Annotated in this window: 20 protein-coding genes; 13 read left to right on the forward strand and 7 right to left on the reverse strand. The window is 70.2% G+C overall.

Features of this window, described 5'->3' with window-relative positions; all coding sequences use genetic code 11:
* Positions 1-2: 2 nt before the first annotated feature.
* Positions 3-155 carry a hypothetical protein gene (locus GVY41_RS20120; protein WP_163535498.1) on the reverse strand — a complete coding sequence of 51 codons (153 nt, stop codon included), beginning with the start codon at positions 153-155 and terminating at the stop codon, positions 3-5.
* Between the two features lie 4 nt (positions 156-159).
* Positions 160-963 carry a S49 family peptidase gene (locus tag GVY41_RS14585; protein ID WP_161347667.1) on the reverse strand — a complete coding sequence of 268 codons (804 nt, stop codon included), beginning with the start codon at positions 961-963 and terminating at the stop codon, positions 160-162.
* 85 nt (positions 964-1,048) lie between these two features.
* On the opposite strand from GVY41_RS14585, the gene GVY41_RS14590 reads away from it, so the two are divergent.
* The 6 genes from GVY41_RS14590 (at position 1,049) to GVY41_RS14615 (ending at position 7,968) form a co-directional block, all read left to right on the forward strand.
* Positions 1,049-1,930, forward strand: coding sequence for a LysR family transcriptional regulator (locus GVY41_RS14590; RefSeq protein WP_161347666.1), 882 nt, complete (start codon positions 1,049-1,051; stop codon positions 1,928-1,930).
* Between the two features lie 91 nt (positions 1,931-2,021).
* Positions 2,022-2,495, forward strand: coding sequence for a formate dehydrogenase subunit gamma (locus GVY41_RS14595; protein WP_229726076.1), 474 nt, complete (start codon positions 2,022-2,024; stop codon positions 2,493-2,495).
* Positions 2,492-4,021: a formate dehydrogenase beta subunit gene (locus GVY41_RS14600; protein WP_161347664.1), complete on the forward strand. Its 1,530-nt coding sequence runs from the start codon at positions 2,492-2,494 to the stop codon at positions 4,019-4,021. The genes GVY41_RS14595 and GVY41_RS14600 overlap by 4 nt, the downstream gene beginning before the upstream one ends.
* Positions 4,018-6,912, forward strand: a complete 2,895-nt coding sequence (fdhF, locus tag GVY41_RS14605; protein WP_161347663.1) for a formate dehydrogenase subunit alpha — start codon at positions 4,018-4,020, stop codon at positions 6,910-6,912. The genes GVY41_RS14600 and fdhF overlap by 4 nt, the downstream gene beginning before the upstream one ends.
* Positions 6,909-7,754 (forward strand): formate dehydrogenase accessory sulfurtransferase FdhD, encoded by an 846-nt coding sequence (fdhD, locus tag GVY41_RS14610; protein ID WP_161656912.1) that lies wholly within the window; start codon positions 6,909-6,911, stop codon positions 7,752-7,754. The genes fdhF and fdhD overlap by 4 nt, the downstream gene beginning before the upstream one ends.
* The gene (locus GVY41_RS14615) at positions 7,744-7,968 is read left to right on the forward strand and encodes a formate dehydrogenase subunit delta (RefSeq protein ID WP_161347662.1); all 225 of its coding nucleotides are present in this window, start codon (positions 7,744-7,746) and stop codon (positions 7,966-7,968) included. The genes fdhD and GVY41_RS14615 overlap by 11 nt, the downstream gene beginning before the upstream one ends.
* Here the strand turns inward: GVY41_RS14615 and GVY41_RS14620 are convergent, their stop codons facing one another.
* Genes GVY41_RS14620 through GVY41_RS14630 form a run of 3 tightly spaced genes read right to left on the reverse strand, consistent with a single transcriptional unit; the run spans position 7,969 to position 12,275 of the window.
* Positions 7,969-10,326, reverse strand: a complete 2,358-nt coding sequence (locus GVY41_RS14620) for an aldehyde dehydrogenase family protein (RefSeq protein WP_161347661.1) — start codon at positions 10,324-10,326, stop codon at positions 7,969-7,971.
* A 10-nt stretch (positions 10,327-10,336) separates the two neighbouring features.
* Positions 10,337-11,287: a deoxyribose-phosphate aldolase gene (gene deoC, locus GVY41_RS14625; RefSeq protein WP_161347660.1), complete on the reverse strand. Its 951-nt coding sequence runs from the start codon at positions 11,285-11,287 to the stop codon at positions 10,337-10,339.
* Positions 11,280-12,275: a sugar-binding transcriptional regulator gene (locus GVY41_RS14630; RefSeq protein ID WP_161347659.1), complete on the reverse strand. Its 996-nt coding sequence runs from the start codon at positions 12,273-12,275 to the stop codon at positions 11,280-11,282. Before GVY41_RS14630 ends, deoC begins: the two co-directional genes overlap by 8 nt.
* A gap of 358 nt (positions 12,276-12,633) precedes the next feature.
* On the opposite strand from GVY41_RS14630, the gene GVY41_RS14635 reads away from it, so the two are divergent.
* From GVY41_RS14635 to GVY41_RS14660, 6 genes are all read left to right on the forward strand, one after another.
* Positions 12,634-13,341 (forward strand): MotA/TolQ/ExbB proton channel family protein, encoded by a 708-nt coding sequence (locus tag GVY41_RS14635; RefSeq protein WP_161347658.1) that lies wholly within the window; start codon positions 12,634-12,636, stop codon positions 13,339-13,341.
* On the forward strand, positions 13,341-13,718 hold the full coding sequence (locus GVY41_RS14640; RefSeq protein ID WP_161347657.1) for an ExbD/TolR family protein: 378 nt from the start codon (positions 13,341-13,343) through the stop codon (positions 13,716-13,718). Before GVY41_RS14635 ends, GVY41_RS14640 begins: the two co-directional genes overlap by 1 nt.
* 3 nt (positions 13,719-13,721) lie before the next feature.
* Entirely contained in the window at positions 13,722-14,138 is a 417-nt protein-coding gene (locus tag GVY41_RS14645; protein ID WP_161347656.1) for an ExbD/TolR family protein, read from the forward strand.
* On the forward strand, positions 14,135-15,049 hold the full coding sequence (gene tolA, locus GVY41_RS14650; protein WP_161347655.1) for a cell envelope integrity protein TolA: 915 nt from the start codon (positions 14,135-14,137) through the stop codon (positions 15,047-15,049). The genes GVY41_RS14645 and tolA overlap by 4 nt, the downstream gene beginning before the upstream one ends.
* A gap of 170 nt (positions 15,050-15,219) precedes the next feature.
* Positions 15,220-15,588 (forward strand): polyketide synthase, encoded by a 369-nt coding sequence (locus GVY41_RS14655; RefSeq protein ID WP_161347654.1) that lies wholly within the window; start codon positions 15,220-15,222, stop codon positions 15,586-15,588.
* A gap of 84 nt (positions 15,589-15,672) precedes the next feature.
* Positions 15,673-16,161, forward strand: coding sequence for a copper chaperone PCu(A)C (locus GVY41_RS14660; RefSeq protein WP_161347653.1), 489 nt, complete (start codon positions 15,673-15,675; stop codon positions 16,159-16,161).
* Positions 16,162-16,188: 27 nt separating this feature from the next.
* On the opposite strand, the gene GVY41_RS14665 is transcribed toward GVY41_RS14660, so the two are convergent.
* On the reverse strand, positions 16,189-17,217 hold the full coding sequence (locus GVY41_RS14665) for a histidine kinase dimerization/phosphoacceptor domain -containing protein (RefSeq protein ID WP_161347652.1): 1,029 nt from the start codon (positions 17,215-17,217) through the stop codon (positions 16,189-16,191).
* A 168-nt stretch (positions 17,218-17,385) separates the two neighbouring features.
* Here GVY41_RS14665 and GVY41_RS14670 point away from each other — a divergent pair, with 168 nt between their 5' ends.
* A complete protein-coding gene (locus GVY41_RS14670; RefSeq protein ID WP_161347651.1) occupies positions 17,386-18,798 on the forward strand; it encodes an amidohydrolase in 1,413 nt (470 codons plus the stop codon).
* On the opposite strand, the gene trhO is transcribed toward GVY41_RS14670, so the two are convergent.
* A complete protein-coding gene (gene trhO / locus GVY41_RS14675) occupies positions 18,795-19,700 on the reverse strand; it encodes an oxygen-dependent tRNA uridine(34) hydroxylase TrhO (RefSeq protein ID WP_161347650.1) in 906 nt (301 codons plus the stop codon). The two genes, GVY41_RS14670 and trhO, sit on opposite strands and share 4 nt — an antisense overlap.
* Positions 19,701-19,752: the final 52 nt, after the last annotated feature.

Genomic DNA, 19,752 nt, shown 5'->3' on the forward strand with positions numbered 1-19,752 from the left:
GGTTATCTCCGCCCCTTGCCGCAGCCGCAGGGCCCCGGCCCGATACGCGCGCGTCCGCAGGCCGGGCAGCGGCGCACGCCGCGCTTGATGCGGAAGGCGCCGAACATGGCCAACACGACCATGACGATCAGGAACAGCGTGACGATCTTGACCATCATGTCATAGCCCGAACCGGGCCCAATGGCTCCGATCCTCAACCGCCGTCATCGCTTGCGAGGCCGCTTCGACCCCGATCCGGCGCAGGAAAGAGCGCTTCTGCTCATGCAGGACCATCTGCACCTTGTCGCCGTAAAGCTCTTTCATCTTCGGCACGACATGGCCGATGCCATCGGCCAAGCCCACCGCCACCGCCTGCCGGCCCACGAACACCTCGCCGGTGAAAAGGTCCGCCCCTTCCGCCAGCCGCGCGCCGCGCCGCGCCTTCACCTGCGCGATGAAGGCCTGATGGATCGGCTCCTGCAGCGCCATCAGCCGGGCCACGTCTTCGGCCTTTTCCGGGCGGAAGGGGTCGAGGAAGCTCTTCGACCCGCCCGCCGTATGCACCCGGCGCTCGATCCCGTGGCGAGCAATGAACTCCGGGAAGCCAAAGCCCGCAGAGATCACCCCGATGGAGCCCAGGATCGAGCTGTCATCGGCCCAGATGTCATCGGCAGCGCAGGCCAGCCAGTACCCGCCGGAGGCCGCCACGTCCTCGACAAAGGCATGGACCGGCAGCTTGCATTCATCGGCCAGCCGACGGACCCGCGCCGCGATCAGCGAGGATTGCACCGGCGAGCCGCCGGGCGAGTTGACGATCAGCGCCACTGCCAGCGGCTTGCCACGGCGGAAGGCGCGCTCGATCAGCTGGGCGGTGCCGGCGTCGGACAGGCCGCTGCCGACACGGCCGGCGCCGCCGATCACGCCCGCCAGCCTGATCACCGACACGCGCGGCGGTTTGGTCACGAAGGGGATACCGAGTTTCATGCCTCCGATCTAGTCCGAGGGGGGCCTGCAAACAAGGCTGCGAATTCCCTCGCCGCTTGCTGCGCGGATCGCATAGGCTGGCGACATGATCGACAAGCTGGAAATGTTCATCGCGCTGGCCAAGGAACGCCACTTCGGCCGCGCCGCCGAGGCGGTGGGCGTGACGCAGCCCACGCTCTCCTCGGCGATCCGGCAGCTGGAGGAGACCCTTGGCGTGCAACTTGTCTTCCGCGGCTCGCGCTTTCAGGGCCTGACGCCCGAGGGCGAGCGGGTGCTGGACCGGGCGCAGCGGCTGGTGGCCGATGCCCGCGCGCTGCGCCAAGAAATGCGGGCGGTGCGGCATGGGCTGGTGGGCACGCTGCGGCTGGGGGTGATCCCGACCGCGCTGCCGCGGGTGGCGGAACTGACGGTGCCGTTCCTGGCCCGTAACCCCGATATGCGGGTGACGATCCTGTCGCGCACCTCGTCCTCCATTCTGGCGGGCATCGGCAGCCTCGATCTGGATGCGGGCATTACCTATCTGGACAACGAACCCCTTGGCCGGGTCACGCAGGTGCCGCTGTTCCGCGAAAGCTATCGCCTGCTGGTCGCGGCGGGGGCGCCGCTGGCCGCCCGCGCCAGCGTCAGCTGGGCCGAGGTGGCGGCGGAACCCTTGTGCCTGCTGACGGGCGACATGCAGAACCGGCGGATCGTGAATGAGCTGCTGACGGCCGCCGGTGTGGTGGCCGCGCCGCAGGTGGAAAGCAACTCCACCATCGCCCTTGCGGCCCATGTGGCGACAGGGCGGTGGGCCTCGGTGGTGCCAGAGGCGCTGGCGGCGATGTTCTCGCGCGGCGCCGATCTGGCCTCGGTGCCGATCTCCGCGCCGGCCGTCAGCCATTCGGTCGGCCTCGTCGCGCCGCTGCGCGAGCCCTATCCGCCGATGCTGGCCGCCCTGCTGGACGAGGCGCAGCGGCTGGCGTCTTGATAGGCCCTGCCTATCGTCCGACGGGTCATCAATATTGTTTTTCGTATCAATGACTGCTTTGAAAAGGCAGGACGCAACCGGGACGGAGGCCATCTTGGCACCACAGGCAGCACAGCACAGCCGCATCGCAGACCTCATCGCGGAGCATTCCGCGCTGGAGGGGCCGATGCTGCCGATCCTGCACGCGGTTCAGGCCGAATACGGTCATGTGCCGGCCGAGGCGCTGCCGCAGATCGCCGAGGCGCTGAACATCAGCCGGGCCGAGGCGCAGGGGGTGATGTCCTTTTACCACGACTTCCGCGACCACCCTGCCGGACGCCATGTGCTGAAGATCTGCCGGGCAGAGGCCTGCCAGGCGATGGGCTCCGAGGCTTTGGCCGCCGCCGCCAAGGCCCGGCTGGGTGTGGACTGGCACGGCACCACCCCGAACGGCGCGCTGACGCTGGAGCCGGTGTTCTGCCTTGGCCTCTGCGCCTGCGCCCCCGCCGCTATGCTGGACGGGCAGGTGATCGGCCGCGTCGATGCCGCGCGGCTGGATGAAATTGCGACGGAGGCGGGCGCATGAGGATCTATGTCCCCCGCGATGCCGCCGCCAAGGCCGTGGGCGCCGAGGCCGTCGCCGCCGCCGTCAGCGCCGAGGCCGCCACCCGCGGCCTGCCGGTGGAGCTGGTGCGCAACGGCAGCCGCGGCATGGTTTGGCTGGAACCGCTGCTGGAGGTGGAAACGCCCGAGGGTCGCATCGCCTTTGGCCCGGTGACCCCCGCCGATGTGCCCGCCCTCTTCGACGCGGGTTTCGGCGCGCATCCCAAGGCGCTTGGCCTGACCGCCGAGATCCCGTTCCTGAAGAAGCAGACCCGCCTGACCTTCGCCCGCGTGGGCGTGATCGACCCGCTGAGCCTGCCCGAATACGAAGCCCATGGCGGCCTCGCAGGGCTGCGCAAGGCGCTGACCCTGTCGCCCGAGGCCATTGTGGAGGAAGTCACCGCCAGCGGCCTGCGCGGCCGCGGCGGTGCGGGCTTTCCCACCGGCATCAAGTGGAAGACCGTGCTCGGGGCCGAGGCGGCGCAGAAATACGTCGTCTGCAATGCCGATGAGGGCGACAGCGGCACCTTCGCCGACCGGATGCTGATGGAGGGCGACCCCTTCACGCTGATCGAGGGCATGGCGATTGCCGCGCTCGCGGTGGGGGCGACGCGCGGCTTCATCTACTCCCGCTCGGAATACCCCGATGCCAACGCGGTCATGGGGCAGGCGATCACCATCGCCCGCGCTGCGGGGATGCTTGGCCCCGATGTGCTGGGGTCCGGCCGCGCGTTCGAGCTGGAGCTGCGCATCGGCGCCGGGGCCTATGTCTGCGGCGAGGAAACCGCCCTCTTGAACAGCCTCGAAGGCAAGCGCGGCGTGGTGCGGGCCAAACCGCCGATCCCGGCGCTGCAGGGCCTCTTCGGGCAGCCCACCGTGGTCAACAACGTGCTGTCGCTGGCCGCGGTGCCGGCGATCCTGGCCGAGGGCGGCGCGGCCTATGCGGCGCATGGCATCGGCCGCTCGCGCGGGACGATCCCGCTGCAGATCGCCGGCAATGTGCGCTTTGGCGGGCTGTTCGAGACCGGCTTTGGCATCACCCTGGGCGAGATCGTGAACGACATCGCCGGCGGCACCGCCTCGGGCCGGCCCGTGAAGGCGGTGCAGGTCGGCGGCCCGCTGGGGGCCTATCACCCGCAAGCGGATTTCGCTCTGCCGTTTTCCTACGAGGATTTCGCCGGCTCCGGCGGCCTTGTCGGCCATGCCGGGCTGGTGGTGCATGACGACAGCGTCGACATGCTGCGGATGGCCCGCTTCGCGCTGGAGTTCTGCGCCATCGAGAGCTGCGGCAAATGCACCCCCTGCCGGATCGGCGCGGTGCGCGGGGTCGAGGTGGTGGACCGTATCGCCGCGGGTGATGCCGCCGCGATCCCGCTGCTGACCGACCTGTGCCAGACCATGAAGCTGGGATCGCTTTGCGCGCTTGGCGGGTTCACCCCCTATCCGGTGCTGTCCGCGCTGACCCATTTCCCGGATGACTTTGCGACCCTCAAGGAGGCCGCCGAATGAAGGACTTCATCCTGCCGACCCGCGATTTCTCCACCCGCGACCTCGGCACCCCCGCTGCCAAGTCCAACGCGCTTGTCACCCTGACGGTGGACGGTTTCGCCGTGACGGTTCCCGAAGGCACCAGCGTCATGCGCGCCGCCGCCGAGGCCGGGATCCCGGTCCCGAAGCTCTGCGCCACTGACAGCGTCGAGGCGTTCGGATCGTGCCGCCTGTGCGTGGTCGAGATCGAGGGCCGGAATGGCACCCCCGCCAGCTGCACCACCCCCGTCGCGCCGGGCATGGTCGTGCATACCCAGACCGAGACGGTGAAGAAACTGCGCAAGGGGGTGATGGAGCTTTATATCTCCGACCATCCGCTCGATTGCCTGACCTGCGCCGCCAATGGCGATTGCGAGTTGCAGGACATGGCCGGCGCCGTCGGCCTGCGCGATGTGCGCTATGAGGCGAAGGACACCCATTTCCGCGCCAAGGACAGCAGCGGCGTGGCCAATCCGCAATGGCTGCCCAAGGATGACAGCAACCCCTATTTCAGCTACGACCCCGCCAAATGCATCGTCTGCTCGCGCTGCGTGCGCGCCTGCGAAGAGGTGCAGGGCACCTTCGCGCTCACCATCTCGGGCCGCGGCTTCGACAGCCGGGTTTCGGCGGGCGGTGCGGATGACAGCTTCCTGACCTCGGATTGCGTGTCCTGCGGCGCCTGTGTGCAGGCCTGCCCGACCGCGACCCTGACCGAGAAATCGGTCATCGACATCGGCACGCCCGACCGCAGCATCATCACCACCTGCGCCTATTGCGGCGTGGGCTGCAGCTTCGAGGCGCAGATGCGCGGGGATGAGCTGGTGCGGATGGTGCCGTGGAAGCATGGCAAGGCCAACCGCGGCCACAGCTGCGTCAAGGGCCGCTTCGCCTATGGCTATGCCGCGCACAAGGACCGCATCCTGAAGCCGATGATCCGGGACAGCATCAACGACCCATGGCAGGAAGTCAGCTGGGACGAGGCGCTTGGCTTCGCCGCCCGCCGCTTCCGCGACATTCAGGCCAAACATGGCCGCGACAGCATCGGCGGCATCACCTCCAGCCGCTGCACCAATGAAGAAACCTATCTGGTGCAAAAGCTGATCCGCAGCGTGTTCGGCACCAACAATGTCGATACCTGCGCCCGGGTCTGCCATTCGCCCACCGGCTATGGCCTCGGCCAGACCTTCGGCACCAGCGCCGGCACGCAGGACTTCGACAGCGTCGAGCAGACCGATGTGGTGATCGTCATCGGTGCCAACCCGACTGACGGCCACCCGGTCTTTGCCAGCCGCCTGAAGAAGCGGCTGCGGCAGGGGGCGCAGCTGATCGTGATCGACCCGCGCCGCATCGATCTGGTGAAATCCCCCCATATCCGCGCCGCGCATCACCTGCCGCTGAAGCCCGGCACCAATGTGGCCGTGGTCTCTGCGCTGGCGCATGTGATCGTGACCGAGGGGCTGTTCGACGAGGGCTTCATCCGCAGCCGCTGCGACTGGGACGAGTTTCAGGACTATGCCGCCTTCATCAGCGAGCCGCGCCACGCGCCCGAGGCGACGGCGCTGCTGACCGGCGTGCCCGCCGCCGAACTCCGTGCCGCGGCCCGCCTGTTCGCCAAGGGCGGCAATGGCGCGATCTACTACGGCCTCGGCGTCACCGAGCATAGCCAGGGATCGACCACCGTCATGGCCATCGCCAACCTTGCGATGCTGACCGGCAATATCGGTCGGCCCGGCGTGGGGGTGAACCCGCTGCGCGGCCAGAACAACGTGCAGGGCGCCTGTGACATGGGATCTTTCCCGCATGAGCTGCCCGGCTATCGCCACGTCGCCGGGGCCGAGGTGCGCGAGGTGTTCGAACAGCTCTGGGGCACCCCGATCAGCCCCGAACCCGGCCTGCGCATCCCCAACATGCTCGACGCGGCCGTCGATGGCAGCTTCCGCGGGATCTACATCCAGGGCGAGGATATCTTGCAATCCGACCCCGACACCCACCATGTTTCCGCAGGCCTCGCGGCGATGGAATGTGTGGTGGTCCATGACTTGTTCCTGAACGAGACGGCCAACTACGCTCATGTGTTCCTCCCCGGCTCCACCTTCCTCGAGAAGGACGGCACCTTCACCAACGCCGAACGCCGCATCAACCGGGTGCGCAAGGTGATGGCCCCGCGCAACGGGCTTGCCGACTGGGAAGTGACGATGGCGCTGGCCAATGCCATGGGCGCGGGCTGGACCTATACCCACCCCGCGCAGATCATGGACGAGGTGGCGATCACCACCCCCAGCTTTGCCGGCGTCAGCTATGAACGGCTGGAAGTGCTTGGATCGGTGCAATGGCCCTGCAACGAGGCGCATCCGGAAGGCACGCCGGTCATGCATGTGGACGGGTTCGTGCGCGGCAAGGGGCGGTTCATCGTCACCGAATATGTGGCGACGGATGAGCGCACCGGCCCGCGCTTCCCGCTGCTGCTGACCACCGGGCGCATCCTGTCGCAATACAATGTCGGCGCGCAGACCCGCCGCACCGCCAACGTGGTCTGGCACGATCAGGACGTGCTGGAGATCCACCCCCATGACGCCGAAAGCCGCGGTGTGAAGGAGGGTGACTGGGTCCGCCTAGCCTCGCGCGCTGGGGAAACCACGTTGCGCGCCAGCCTGACGGATCGCGTGTCGCCCGGTGTGGTCTATACCACCTTCCACCACCCCGGCACGCAGGCCAACGTCATCACCACCGACCATTCCGACTGGGCGACCAACTGCCCGGAGTACAAGGTGACGGCGGTTCAGGTTGCGCCCTCGAACGGCCCCTCCGACTGGCAGGCGGACTATGCCGCGCTGACCGAGCGCGCCCGGCGCATCCTTCCGGCGGCGGAATGATGGACGGGAAGGAGCCTCGGGCCCGCGCCTATCGCGGCGGGCGGTGGCAGCCGGCCGAGAGGCCACTGGCCGAAGAGGTGCCGGTGGCGATCACCGTCAACGGCACCACGCAGGCGGTGATGATGGCCACCCCGGCCGACCTTGCCGACTTCGCCCGCGGCTTCGCACTGACCGAGGGGCTGGCGCAGTCGCTGGCCGAGATCGAGGAGGTCGAGGTGCTGGCCGAACCGCAGGGCATCGAGGCGCGGCTCTGGCTGACCGAAGCCGCTGCGGGCCGCATCGAGGCGCGGCGGCGCCGCAGCGTCGGACCCGTCGGCTGCGGGCTTTGCGGCATCGAGAGCCTGGCCGAGGCGCTGCGCCCCTTGCCGCGCCTGACCGGCGGGCTGATGCTGACGCCCGACGATGTGGCAGCGGCGATGGCGGCGCTTGCCGCTGCGCAAAGCCTGCATGAGCTGACCCGCGCCGTGCATGGTGCCGGCTTCTGGCGCCCCGGTCTGCCGCTGATCGCGCGCGAGGATGTCGGCCGCCACAATGCGCTGGACAAACTGGCAGGCGCGCTGGCGCTGGCGGGCATCGACCCGGCCAGCGGGGCGCTGGTGCTGACCAGCCGGCTGTCGGTGGACATGGTGCAGAAGGCGGCGATGATCGGCGCGCCGCTGGTGATCGCCGCCTCGGCCCCGACGACGCTGGCGGCGGATCAGGCCACCGCCGCCGGCATCACCCTGATCGCCCGCGCCCGGGGCGGCGAGTTCGAGGTGCATTCCCATCCCGGCCGCGTTGCGGCCGAACTTGTAGATACGGGCCGCTTGGCCCAACCCGTTGAGGACAGCGATGCAGCCTGACCGACTGATCCGCATGGCGAACCAGATCGCCACCTTCTTCGCCACCCAGCCCGGCGACGCGGGCGCAGAGGGCGTCGCGGCCCATCTCAATGCCTACTGGGACCCGCGGATGCGCCGGGCATTCCTCGGGCATGTGGCGGCGGGCGGAGCGGGCCTCGACCCGCTGGTGCTGGCCGCGGCGCCGCTGGTGCGCCGCCCGGCCGAAGCGGCCTGACTACTCGCCGTAGGGCACCCAGATCGTCTTGACCTGCGTCGCGCGCTGCAGGAAGCCGCGGCCCTGACCCTGTGGCCCGGTCCAGTCGCGGTTCGCCAGCGCCCAGACCGGCTTGAGGTTGCCGGTGCTCTCGGCCTCCACGCTTCGCCGCCCCTCGGCCGCGCCCACATACCACAGCGCCGCCACCTCATCATGCCGGGCCAGCACCGCCGCCAGCTCGTCCTTCGGGCCGGTCACGATGTTCACCACCCCGTCCGGCACGTCGGAGCAATCCAGAACCTGGCTCAGGTCGGTGGCCGAGAGCGGGCGCGAGGCCGCAGGCACCGCCACCACGCGGTTGCCCATCGCAATCGCCGGCAGCACCAGACTGACGAACCCCAGCAGCGGCGCGGCATCGGGGCAGATGATGCCCATGATCCCGAACGGCTCCGGCATCTGCAACGTCACATGCGCGGTCTTCGTCGCCGTCACCGCGCCATCAAACTTGTCGGCCTGCGCGGCGTAGTAGAAGGCGCGGCGGATCGACATGTCCACTTCCAGCGCGGCGGCATCGGCGGAGTGCCCGCCCTCCACCAGCCGCGCCGCGAATTCGCCAGCGCGGGCCGACAGGTTCTCGCCCAGATAATACAGCACCTGCGCCCGGTTATGAGCCGTGGCCCGGCCCCAGCCGCCCGCCTTCGCCGCCGCCTCCACCGCATTGCGGATGTCCTTGCGGCTGCCGAGCCCGGCCAGCCCCAGCACCCGGCCTTCATGCGTCACCGCATAAGATTGCCCGCTGTCGGGCCGCGCCTGCTTGCCGCCAAAATACATCTTGGCGGTCCGGTCGATGCCGCCGCCTTGGCCCACAGCTTCCGCCACAGGCGAGGTGTCGAACCGCGCCTCGGCCTCCAAGGCCTCCTCCACCTCCGGCGAGCGCAGATAGTCGCGCAGCCCCGCACGCCCGCCCTCGCGGCCAAAGCCGCTTTCGCGCATCCCGCCGAACGCCGCCCCCGCGTCGAAGATATTGGCGGAGTTCACCCAGACCACCCCCGCCTTGACCTTCGCCGCCAGATCCATCGCCAGCCCCACATTCTCCGTCCAGACCGAGGCCGCCAGCCCGTAGCGGGTGGCATTCGCCAGCTCCACCGCCTCGTCCGGCGTGCGAAAGCTGGTCAGCGTGGCCACCGGCCCGAAGATCTCGGCATCCGCCACCGGATTTGCGGGGGGCACGCCGGTCAGGAAACCCGGCGCGTAGAAGCAGCCCTCGCCGGGCAGCGCGCAGTCGGCCTGCACCAGCCGCGCCCCCGCCGCCGTGCCCGCCGCAACCATCTCCTGCACCCGGGCCAGTTGCACCGGATGCACCAGCGCCCCCACATCCACCGACTTGTCCAGCGGGTCGCCGACGCGCAGCTTGGCCAGCCGGGCGGTCAGGCGGCGGGTGAAGGCCTCCTCCACCGCCTCGGCCACCAGAATCCGGCTGCCGGCACAGCAGACCTGCCCTTGGTTGAACCAGATCGAATCCACCACGCCCTCGACCGCCGCATCCAGATCGGCATCGGCGCAGACGATGAAGGGCGACTTGCCGCCAAGCTCCAGCGTCAGCGACTTGCCCGTTCCCGCCGTCGCCTTGCGGATCGCGCGGCCCACCTCGGTGGAGCCGGTGAAGGCGATCTTGTCCACCTCCGAGGCGACCAGCGCCGCCCCGGTCTCGCCATCGCCGGTGACGATGTTCACCACGCCCGGGGGCAGTCCGATCTCGGCGCAGATCTCGGCAAAGGCGAGCGCCGTCAGCGGAGTATACTCGGCAGGCTTCAGCACCACGGTATTGCCCGCCGCCAGCGCGGGCGCGATCTTCCAGGCCAGCATCAGCAGCGGGAAGTTCCAGGGGATGATCTGGCCGCAGACGCCATGGGCCTCCGCCCCCGGGAATTCCTCGGCCAGCAGTTCCGCCCATCCGGCATGGTGGTAGAAGTGCCGCGCGACCAGCGGAATGTCGATGTCGCGCGCCTCGCGGATCGGCTTGCCGTTGTCCAGCGTCTCCAGCACCGCCAGGAACCGCTCGCGCTTCTGTACATGGCGGGCAATTGCGTAGAGCCACTTCGCCCGCTCATGCCCCGCCAGCGCCGCCCATCCCGGCTGCGCCTTGCGCGCGGCGGCCACGGCGGCGGCGATGTCGGCCTCGGTGCCCTGCGTCACCTGCGCCAGTTCCTCGCCCGTGGCGGGATTCGCGGTGGCAAAGGTCTCGCCCGGCGCGGCGAAACTGCCACCGATGAAATGCCCGAACGCCCCCCGCGCGGCCAGCCACTTCTGCACCTCCGCCGCCGACTCCGGCGCGGGCCCATACTCCATGCTCATCAGGATTTCCTTCACACTCGGCATCTTGTCCCCCTCAGGCCAGCGCGTGGCGGTGCGAGGCGGCATAGCGCCCGGTGACATGGTGATCGAGCTGCCGCTCGATATCGGCGAGCATCGACGAGGCGCCAAGCCGGAACAGGTCCGGCTGCAGCCAGTCGTTGCCCATCTCTTCCTTCATCAGGACCTGCCAGGCGATGGCGTCCTTGGCGGTGCGCATCCCCCCCGCGGGCTTAAAGCCGACCCGGGCGCCGGTCCGCGCGCCGTAATCGCGCAGCGCCCGCACCATCACCAGGCTGACCGGCAGCGTGGCGTTCACCGGCTCCTTGCCCGTCGAGGTCTTGATGAAATCCGCCCCGGCCTGCATCGCCACCATGCTGGCCTTGTAGACATTGCGCAGGGTCTTCAGCTCGCCGGTCGCCAGGATCGCCTTCATGTGGGCATCGCCGCAGGCCTCGCGCATCGCCGCCGTTTCATCGTAAAGCGCCTGCCAGTCGCCCGACAGCACATGCGCGCGGCTGATCACGATGTCGATTTCCGCCGCGCCCTGATCCACCGCATAGCGGATCTCGGCCAGCCGCAGCGGCAGCGGCATCAGCCCCGCCGGAAAGCCGGTGGCGACCGAGGCGACGGGGATGCCCGACCCCTCCAGCGCCTTCACCGCCGGGGCCACCATCGTCGGATAGACGCAGACGGCGCCGGTGGTCAGCGCCTCCAGCCCCAGCCCCTGCAAGATATGTGGGGCCAGCGGTTGGCGCGCCTTGGCGCAGAGCCGCTGGACACGGGCCGGGGTGTCATCCCCCGCCAGCGTGGTCAGGTCGATGCAGCGGATGGCATTGACCAGCCAGGCCGCCTGCCACTCCTTCTTGACCGTGCGCCGCGCCGTCAGGCTGGCCGCCCGCCGCTCGGCGGCGGGGGTATTCACCGCCACGGTGTCGAACCAGTCCGGTGCCAGCGGGGTGCCGGGATTGCGGCCAGTGTCAGTCATCGCAACTCTCCAGCGCGAAAAGGGCCGTCACCTCATCGGTGATCAGCACGTTGACATAGTTCGCACGAAGCGCCGCCAGCGCGACGGCATGTTTCGCGGCGCCCGCAACCACGCCGATGCTGCGCTCGCGCCCGGGCAGCGCGCCGAGGCCGAGCCCCAGCGTGCGGTCATCCAGCGCGGGATCGGCGATCCGCCCGCCCGCGTCGATGAAGCGCCCCATCAGGTCCCCCACCGCACCCAGTGTCTGCAACGCGGCCATCTCGTCCGCGCCCAGATAGCCCGAGGTCACATGCACCGAATCCGCCCCCGCCGCCCCCAGCGAGAACACCAGCACCGGCGCGCTTTCCGCCAGCCGCAGCACATCGGCCACCACCCGGTCCTGCTCCAGCACCGCGCGGCTGGTGGCGCTGCCAAGGATCGCGGGCGCGGGCAGCATCGTCGCGGTGCCGGGGGCGGCGCGGGCAAAGGCCTCGGCCACCGCATGGGTGCCGGGCATCCCCAGCCGCAGCGACACCGCGCCATTCACCTGCACCACATGCACGCCCGGCGCCCATCCCTGCGGCAGATGCCGCGCCACCGCCGCCATCGTCCGGCCCCAGCTGATGCCGATCAGGCCGGGCTTCGGCTGCAGAGCCGCCAGATACTCCGCCGCCGCCCGCGCCACGGCGTCGGCTCCCTGCGCCTCGGTCTCGGCCGATTGCACCACGATCGCGTCGCGCAGGCCAAAGGCCGATTGCAGCCGCGCCTCGAGGTCCGGCAGGCGTTGCCGCCGCGGGCTGATCTCGATGCGCACGATGCCAAGGCTGCGCGCCTCGGTCAGCAGCCGGCTGACCTGCCAGCGGGTCAGGCCGAGATCGGCGGCAATCTCGGTCTGGCTGCGGTCCAGCCGGAAGAACAGCTTCGCCGCCTGCACCATCAGCGCCTCGCGCTGTGCATCGGTGGGCAGGCGGGGGCCCCGGTCCTCAGCAGATGTGATGGCGTGTCCCATATGTGAGATTAGGCGCGGGCGGGAGGTGACGTCAAGCCTTGGACCTCGCACCGTCCCAGGGCGGCGCCCGTCCGCCGGGTGGGCGAGCAACGGTGGTTCTAGGCACTTTGTGGTTCAATACCTCTCCACCGAATTTCTAGGCGCGACCGGAGCAAAAGCGCCCGCCCGAGGGGGCGGAAGGCTCTGCCCGGCGGCGCTAAAGCGCCTTGTTCCGGGCAAGAAGCGGTGCACTGTCAGATGTCGGCTTCGACTCGATTCAGCCGACGACGATCCAGACCCCAGCCTCCCGCTAATTCTTGACAAAAAAACTTGGAACCTTTACCCGGGCCGAAATACCCCTGATCCGAAAGGCCGCGCCATGGATGAAACGGCACTCATCGAGACGCCGACCAACGCCCTCCAGCGCATGATCGCCTTCATCGACATGGGCGGCGCCGCGATGTGGGTGATCGCCATCCTGTCGATGCTGACCGTGGCGCTGATCCTGTGGAAGGTGCTGCGGCTGCTGGCCTATGGCGCCTGGTCGGGTGGGCGCCGGTCCGAGCGGGCCATCGCGCTGTGGTCCGAGGGCCGCATCGACGCCGCGCAGGCCGAGATTGCTGGCCGCCGCTCGCTGCGCGCCCGCCTCGTGCGTGCCGCCATGCAGGCAGCCTCGGACCCGACGCTGGACGAACCCGCGGCCAAGGCCGAGACTGCCCGCGTCGCCCGCCACCTGCTGCTGCAGGCGCGCAGCGGGCTTCGGGCGCTGGAGCTGGCCTCGACCATCGGCCCGCTGCTTGGCCTTCTGGGTACCGTGACCGGCATGATCGCCGCCTTCCAGGCGCTGCAAGAGGCCGGCGCCCGCGCCGACCCGGCCACGCTGGCGGGCGGTATCTGGGAGGCGCTGCTGACCACCGCCGCCGGCATGGCCGTGGCGATCCCCGCGCAGATCGCGCTGACATGGTTCGAGAGCGTCGTCGACCGCCTGCGCCATGACATGGAAGACGCCGCGACCCGCATCTTCCAGCGCGCGCCGCGTGCCGCCGGCCCGCGCCGCGCCGTCATCCTCGACAAGGCAGCCGAGTAATGTTCGAATTCGGCGCAGACCGTCCGCGCCGGCGGCCGAACCTCACGCCGATGATCGACGTGGTGTTCCTGCTGCTGGTGTTCTTCATGCTCGCCTCGCGCTTTGGCACCGACATGACCCTGCCGCTGACCGTGGCGGGGCAGGGGACCGGCTATTCCGGCCCGCCGCGGCTGGTGGATGTCTCGCCCGAAAGCGTCGCGCTGAACGGCGCCCCCATCGCCCCCGAGGCCCTGGCCGAGGCGCTGGCCGCGCTGACCGAAGACCCCGCCGACGCCATCGTGCTGCGCGCCCGGGACGAGGCGACGCTGCAGCAGGTGATCGCGGTGATGGACGTGCTGAAGGCCGCCGGTTTCACCCGTCTGGTGCTGGTGGAGTAGCCGATGGATTTCTCCGACCCGCCGCGCAAGGCCCCGGCAGAAAACCTGCTGCCGATGATCAATGTGGTGTTCCTGCTGCTGATCTTCTTCCTGATCTCGGCGCAGCTGACCCCGCCCGAGCCCTTCCCGGTGACCCCGCCAGAGGCCGAGGCGGAGGCCGAGGCGGAGGGCGATTTCACCCTGCATCTCGATGCAGCGGGCGAGGTCGGCTACCGCGATTCCATCGGGCAGGACATGGCCCTCGCGGCACTGACGGCCGCGCGGGGCGAGTATTGCGCGGCGAGCGATTGCGAGGCCGCCCCTCCCGCGCTGCTGCTGCGCGCCGATGGCGCGGTGCCCGCCGCGCGGCTTGCGGCTCTGATGCCGGCGCTCGGCCAGCTGGGCTTTGCCCGCGTCGATCTGGTCACGGCCCTGCCATGAGCAAGCTTCACGCCCTGTTCGCCCTGGCCCTGGCCATTGCCCTGCACCTCGCCGCCTTCGCCTGGCGCCCGACCGAGGCCGGCGCCACCGCCTCCGGTGCGGGTGGCGATGCGATGGTCTCGCTCGAAGCCTCCAGCGGGTCCATCGCCGAGATAGTCGAGGAATGGGAGCGCCCGCCCGAGCCGGTGGCAGAGCCGGTGCCGCAACCGGCGCCCGAGATGGCGCAGCCCGAGCCGCCGCCGCAACTGACCCCGCCCGATGTCCCCGAGACGCCCGTGCAGGCGCCCACGCCGTTGATGGCGCTGCCGCAGGCGCCCGAGATGCCCAGCTTGGACATCGCGGAGCTGCCGCCACCGCCACCGCCTGAGCCGGAACCCGAGCCCGCACCGGAACCGGAACCGCTGCCCGACACGCGCCCCCAGCCGCGGCCCGAACCGCAGCCGGAGCCACAGCCGCAGCCTGACCCCGAACCGGCACCGCGGGCAGAGCCCCAGCCCAGGCGCCAGCCCGGCCCGCCGCCTGCGGACAGCGTCGCCGCACAGCGTGCCGCGGGCAGCGGCGGCGGGGTCAATGCCGGGGCCTCCAGCAGCCAAAACGGTGCCGCCGCCGCCGCCCGCGCCGAGGATCTGCGGGCCAGCTGGCGCGCGGCGGTGCAGGCGCGGGTGGCCCGCAGCGTCAGCTATCCGCGCGAGGCCGGCCGCGCCGAATTCACCGTCATGCTTACCTTCTCGGTGGGGCTGAACGGGCGTGTCTCCGGCGTGGCGCTGACACGCTCCTCCGGCAATGCCGCGCTGGATGCCGCCGCGCTGCGCATGGCACGCTCGGTGCGCCGCCTCCCCGCGGCCCCGGCCGGGCTCAGCGACGGGACCTATCCCTTCGGGGTGGAGCTAATTTTCGAGCCGCCCTCCTGAGACTCTGCGCCGTGGCAGGCCTGGGCTCCGCTGCCACGTTGCGCCCCTCTTCCCCTTCGTTCTGGTCCAAATATCCCGGGGGTCCGGGGGCAGAGCCCCCGGCGTCGGCCGCCTGGCGCAAGTCCCCGCAGGCCTTTGCGCCCGTCCTTCGCCCATGCTATGCCGCACCCATGCGCGCGCATCCGTTTCCCCGCCTGTCCGGGCTTGTCCTGACCCTGCTGCTGCTGGTCGCCTCGGCCACGGGCGGGTTGGCGCATCGCGCGCCACTGACGCCCGACGATGTCGCGCTGCAGGCCCATGCGCAGGTCTGGGGGCTGGCGGACCCCGCGCTCTGCGCCGATGCCGGGGACAGCGAACTTGCCGGGCCGACGCGCTGCGATGCCTGCCGTCTGGTCGGTGCCGCGCTGGTGCCCGATCTTGCACGGCCGCTGCTGCTGTGCGGCCGGGTGCTGCCGCTGGCCTGGGCTCTGCCGGAACCGCTGCGCACGGCCTTTGCCGCCCGCCCGGCGCATCCGGCCCGCGCTCCGCCGAGGGGCTGACCCCGCCGCAGCCCCGGTCTGCCCCTAGGGCGGACCTGTCCGCCGGTCCATCGGACCGGCCCCGAACACTTTCAGGATACCCACATGAAACGCGCGCTTTCCCTTCTCGCCGCCGCCCTGCTGGCCGGCACCCCCCTCGCAACGGCCGCATTCGCCCATGGCGTGACCGCCGGCGATCTGGAGATCATCCACCCCGCCATTCCGGCCCCCAGCCCCGCCGCCAAATCCGCCGCCGGCTACCTCGCGATCAGCAATGGCGGCGCCGAGCCTGACCGGCTGCTCGCCGTAGAGGGCGAGTTCGCCGACAAGATCATGCTGCACACCACCGAGTTTTCCGCCGATGGCGTCGCCCGGATGATGCATCTCGAGGCGATCGAGATCCCGGCGGGCGACACCGTGGTGCTGGAACCCGGCGCGATGCATGTGATGCTGATGGGCCTGACCGGTCCCTTGGCCGAGGGCGACCTCCTTCCCGCCACGCTGGTGTTCGAGCGGGCAGGGCGGGTGGAGGTGGAGTTCTCCGTCGACCCGGCCGATGCCGAGGACGATCACGCCGACCATTCCGGCCACTGAGCCGGTCGGCCTGACCGGCGCGCCCGGTCAGGCCCGTCCCGCAACCTCCAGCGGGAACAGCAGTCGCGACACGGTGCCCCCGGCGGCATCCGCGGCCATCGTCAGCTCGGCCCCGATCTGCTGGGCGAACTGGCGAGCGATCTGCAGGCCAAGGCTGTCCGTCGCCTCGATGGCAAAGCCTTCGGGCAGCCCGACGCCGTCATCCCGCACCTCGAGCAGCGCCTGCTCTCCGACAACCGCCAGCCGCACCTCGACGCACCCGCTGCGCTCGCCCGGAAACCCGTGCTCGACCGCATTGGACAGGAACTCGGTGGCGATCAACCCCAAAGGGATCGACTGATCCGGCCCGATCACCACCGGGCAGGTCTCGACCCGGTGCGCGATCCGCCCCTCGGCCCCGGTCGATTGCAGCACGTCATGGGTCATGTCGTGCAAGAACCGCGCGAAGTCGATCTGCTGCGCGCCCGGGTCATGCAGCATGCGCTGCATCCGCGCCACCAGTGCGATCCGCCCCACCGCATCGTCCAGCGCCCGCTTCGCCGCCGGGTCGCTGACCCTGCGCCGCTGCAGCTTCAGCAGCGAGGCGACCGCGGCAAGATTGTTCGACACCCGGTGCTGCAGCTCGTGGAACATCAGCTTTCGCGCCTCGGCCAGCTCGGCGCTGCGCAGCCGTTCCGCCTGCAGCCCCGCCATCGCCCTTTTCATCAGGTGCAGGATCAGGATTTCGGTGCTGGTGATGAAGGCGTAGAAGGCCAGCGCCACGCCCGAGGCCCCGCCGAGGGCAAACGAGTAGACCGGGGCGATGAAGTAGAACCAGGCCAGGAGCCCGCAGATCACCGCCGCCGCGACCCCGGGCCACAGGCCGGCGAAGAAGGTGGTCAGGATCACCGCGGGAAAGAAGGTCAGGTAGGGAAATCCCGGCGGCAACGCAGGGTCGAGCCCGTAGCGCAGCACAAAGGCGACAAGGCAGGCCATGGTGGCAAAAGCCCATCGCCAGACTGCGCTTCGCGGTCTCAAGGACCAGTCACTGATGGCTTGCAGCATGATACCCGACATGTCCCTGAACGATGGTTTCTAGGCTGGGCGCCGGGGCAGTGTCCACAGCGATTGCGGCCCGGAACGCTCCGGGAAAATCGCATTCTCGCTGACGTCGCGGCAGGGCGCTGGAATCTCGGCGCCCGGCGGGTCAGGATGCGGCGGGGCGATGCAGCGCGAGGGGTCATCATGCAAAACAGCGACAGGGTCTGGGATCTGGTCGAGGCGCACCGGGCCGAGTATGTGGCGCTGGCCGACCGGGTCTTCGACACGCCCGAGGTGGCCTATGACGAATATGCCTCGGCCGAGGCGCATCTGCAGGCGCTGCAAGGGACGGGCGCCCGCATCACCCAGGGCCTCGCCGGCATCCCCACCGCGCTGATGGGTGAATGGGGGCAGGGCGGGCCGGTCATCGCCATCCTGGGCGAGTATGACGCGCTTCCCGCGCTCGGGCAGGAGCCGGGGGTGGCAGAGCCGCGCCCGCTGGGGAATGCCGGGCATGGCTGCGGGCACAACCTGCTGGGGTCGGCGGCACTGCTGGCGGCGGTGGCGCTGCGCGACTGGCTGGCAGAAACCGGCACGCCGGGGCGCGTGCGTTACTACGGCTGCCCGGCGGAAGAGGGCGGGGCGGCGAAAACCTTCATGGTCCGCGCCGCCCTCTTTGCCGATGTCGATGCCGCGATCAGCTGGCATCCCGCCGACATGACCGGCGTGTTCGAGGCGGTGTCGCTCGCCAATACCCGCATCGACTTCACCTTCACCGGCCGCGCCGCCCATGCCGCCGCCTCGCCCGAGCTTGGCCGCTCGGCGCTGGACGCGGTGGAGCTGATGAACGTCGCCGTCAACTACCTGCGCGAGCATATGCCGGATGATGCCCGCGTGCATTACGCCTATCTGGACGCGGGCGGCGAGGCGCCGAACGTAGTGCAGGCGAAGGCCACCGTGCGTCAACTGATCCGCACCCGCCGCCTGCGCGACCTGCGCGCGCTGGAGGGCCGCGTGCGCAAGATCGCCGAGGGCGCCGCGCTGATGACGGAAACGCAGGTGACGGCCAAGGTGGTCTCGGCAGTGTCGGACCTTCTGGGCAATTCCGTGCTGGACCGGCTGATGGAGGGAGAGATGCAGCGCCTCGGGGCGCCCGATTTCGACGCCGCCGACAGGCCCTTTGCCGAGGCAATCCGCGCCACGCTGACGCCCGAGCATATCGCCGACACCTTCCGCCGCGCCGGGCGCCCGGTGGACCCGGACCTTGCGTTGTGCGATTTCGTCGTGCCGCTGGGGGCCGCGCCGGTGGCGGCGCAAGGCTCCACCGATGTCGGCGATGTCAGCTGGGCGGTGCCGACCGTGCAGGCCTGGGTCGCCACCTGCGCCATCGGCACGCCCTTCCACAGCTGGCAGCTGACGGCGCAGGGCAAATCGCCCGCCGCGCATAAGGGCATGGTCCATGCCGCCAAGATCATGGCCGCTACCGCGCGCGCGCTGTTCACCGGGCCCGAGGTTCTCGCCGCCGCCAAGGCCGAGCACGCAAGGCACCTGGCGGCCGAGCCCTATATCTGCCCGATGCCGGAGGAGGTGCTGCCCCCGATCCGCCCGCGCCGCTAGCCCTCGGGATAACTCTCGGGGCCCCGCTCCCGCGCCAGCCGCATCTGCCGCTCGCGCTCGCGGAACCGGGCGCGGTCTGCATCGGTATGCTCGCCCGCGCAGCGGTGGCAGGCCACGCCCTGCTCATATTCCGGGCGCAGCTTGTCCTCGGCCGCCAGCGGGCGGCGGCAGGCGTGGCAGAGGTCATACTCCCCCGGCACCAGCCCGTGCCCGACGCTGACCCGCCGGTCAAAGACGAAGCACTCGCCCTGCCACAGGCTCTCGGCCTCGGGCACCTCCTCGAGGTATTTCAGGATCCCGCCCTTCAGGTGGAACACCTCGGCCACGCCCTGCGCCAAGAGGTAGTTGGTGGATTTCTCGCAGCGGATGCCGCCTGTGCAGAACATCGCTACCCGCTTGTTGTGGAAGCGGTGCGCATTCGCCTCCCACCAGGCAGGAAACTCGCGGAAGCTGTGGGTGCCGGGATCGACCGCGCCGGCAAAGCTGCCGATCTCGACCTCATAGTCGTTGCGGGTGTCGATCAACGCCACGTCCGGCGCCTCGATCAGCGCGTTCCAGTCGGCGGGATCCACGTAGCGCCCGGTTGCCGCCAGCGGGTCCACATCGGGCTGGCCCATCGTCACGATCTCGCGCTTCAGCCGCACCTTCAGCCGGTCGAAGGGCATGGTCTCGGCCGGGCTCTCCTTCCACTCGAGGCCCTCACAGCCGGGCAGGGCGCGCAGATGCGCCAGCACGGTGTCGATGCCGGCCCGGGTGCCGGCGATGGTGCCGTTGATCCCCTCGGGCGCCAGCAGCAGCGTGCCCCTGACCCCCGCCGCCTCGCCACAGGCCAGCAGCGGCCCGCGCAGGCGCGCCGGGTCGGGCAGGCGGGTGAACTGGTAGAGCGCGGCAACGGTGAGCATGGCGCGCTGATATGCGATCGGCGTGGGAGGGTGCAAGGGTGGGGGTAGGGGG

The organism is Frigidibacter albus, assembly GCF_009908165.1.
In the GTDB taxonomy this organism is placed as follows: domain Bacteria; phylum Pseudomonadota; class Alphaproteobacteria; order Rhodobacterales; family Rhodobacteraceae; genus Frigidibacter; species Frigidibacter albus.